Below are 1959 nucleotides of genomic sequence, written 5' to 3'. Positions count from 1 at the left end.
TGTGATGGGTAGGGGAGCGTCGTGTGCCGGGTGAAGCAGCCGCGGAAGCGAGTTGTGGACGGTTCACGAGTGAGAATGCAGGCATGAGTAGCGATTCACACGTGAGAAACGTGTGCGCCGATTGACTAAGGGTTCCTGGGTCAAGCTGATCTGCCCAGGGTAAGTCGGGACCTAAGGCGAGGCCGACAGGCGTAGTCGATGGATAACCGGTTGATATTCCGGTACCCGCTGTGAAGCGTCAAACATTGAATCAGGCGATGCTAAGTCCGTGAAGCCGTTCCGGACCCTTCGGGGAATGGAAAGTGGTGGAGCCGACGGACCAGACTTGTAGTAGGTGAGTGATGGGGTGACGCAGGAAGGTAGTCCAGCCCGGGCGGTGGTTGTCCCGGGGTAAGGGTGTAGGACGTCAGGTAGGCAAATCCGCCTGACACGTGTCTGAGACCTGATGCCGAGCCGATTGTGGCGAAGTGGATGATCCTATGCTGTCGAGAAAAGCCTCTAGCGAGTTTCATGGCGGCCCGTACCCTAAACCGACTCAGGTGGTCAGGTAGAGAATACCGAGGCGTTCGGGTGAACTATGGTTAAGGAACTCGGCAAAATGCCCCCGTAACTTCGGGAGAAGGGGGGCCACGTCTGGTGAGAGCACTTGCTGCTCGAGCTGGGGGTGGCCGCAGAGACCAGCGAGAAGCGACTGTTTACTAAAAACACAGGTCCGTGCGAAGCCGTAAGGCGATGTATACGGACTGACGCCTGCCCGGTGCTGGAACGTTAAGGGGACCGGTTAGTCACATTTCGGTGTGGCGAAGCTGAGAACTTAAGCGCCAGTAAACGGCGGTGGTAACTATAACCATCCTAAGGTAGCGAAATTCCTTGTCGGGTAAGTTCCGACCTGCACGAATGGCGTAACGACTTCTCGACTGTCTCAACCATAGGCCCGGTGAAATTGCACTACGAGTAAAGATGCTCGTTTCGCGCAGCAGGACGGAAAGACCCCGGGACCTTTACTACAGTTTGATATTGGTGTTCGGTTCGGCTTGTGTAGGATAGCTGGGAGACTTTGAAGCTCATACGCCAGTGTGGGTGGAGTCGTCGTTGAAATACCAGTCTGGTCGTGCTGGATGTCTAACCTGGGTCCGTGATCCGGATCAGGGACAGTGTCTGATGGGTAGTTTAACTGGGGCGGTTGCCTCCTAAAGAGTAACGGAGGCGCCCAAAGGTTCCCTCAGCCTGGTTGGCAATCAGGTGTTGAGTGTAAGTGCACAAGGGAGCTTGACTGTGAGACCGACGGGTCGAGCAGGGACGAAAGTCGGGACTAGTGATCCGGCGGTGGCTTGTGGAAGCGCCGTCGCTCAACGGATAAAAGGTACCCCGGGGATAACAGGCTGATCTTCCCCAAGAGTCCATATCGACGGGATGGTTTGGCACCTCGATGTCGGCTCGTCGCATCCTGGGGCTGGAGTCGGTCCCAAGGGTTGGGCTGTTCGCCCATTAAAGCGGTACGCGAGCTGGGTTTAGAACGTCGTGAGACAGTTCGGTCCCTATCCGCTGCGCGCGCAGGAACATTGAGAAGGGCTGTCCCTAGTACGAGAGGACCGGGACGGACGAACCTCTGGTGTGCCAGTTGTTCTGCCAAGGGCATGGCTGGTTGGCTACGTTCGGGAGGGATAACCGCTGAAAGCATCTAAGCGGGAAGCCTGCTTCGAGATGAGTGTTCCCACCTCCTTGAGAGGGTAAGGCTCCCAGTAGACGACTGGGTTGATAGGCCGGATGTGGAAGCCCAGTAATGGGTGAAGCTGACTGGTACTAATAGGCCGAGGGCTTGTCCTCAGTTGCTCGCGTCCACTGTGTTGGTTCTGAAACCACGAACGGCCCCATGCCATGGTCACGGTATGGTGCGGCAGATTCACAGTTTCATAGTGTTTCGGTGGTCATAGCGTGAGGGAAACGCCCGGTTACATT

1 rRNA gene (only partly in view) is annotated in these 1959 nt (G+C 56.5%); it reads left to right on the top strand.

Features of this window, described 5'->3' with window-relative positions:
- A 23S ribosomal RNA gene (locus AB0J04_RS45185) occupies positions 1 to 1827 on the top strand (it extends 1369 nt beyond the left edge of the window).
- Positions 1828 to 1959 lie beyond the last annotated feature (132 nt).

This window comes from Streptomyces sp. NPDC050263 (assembly GCF_040655955.1).
Lineage (GTDB): Bacteria > Actinomycetota > Actinomycetes > Streptomycetales > Streptomycetaceae > Streptomyces.
Note: the sequence above shows the minus strand (reverse complement) of the source record. Positions and strands in the feature narration are given on the sequence as shown.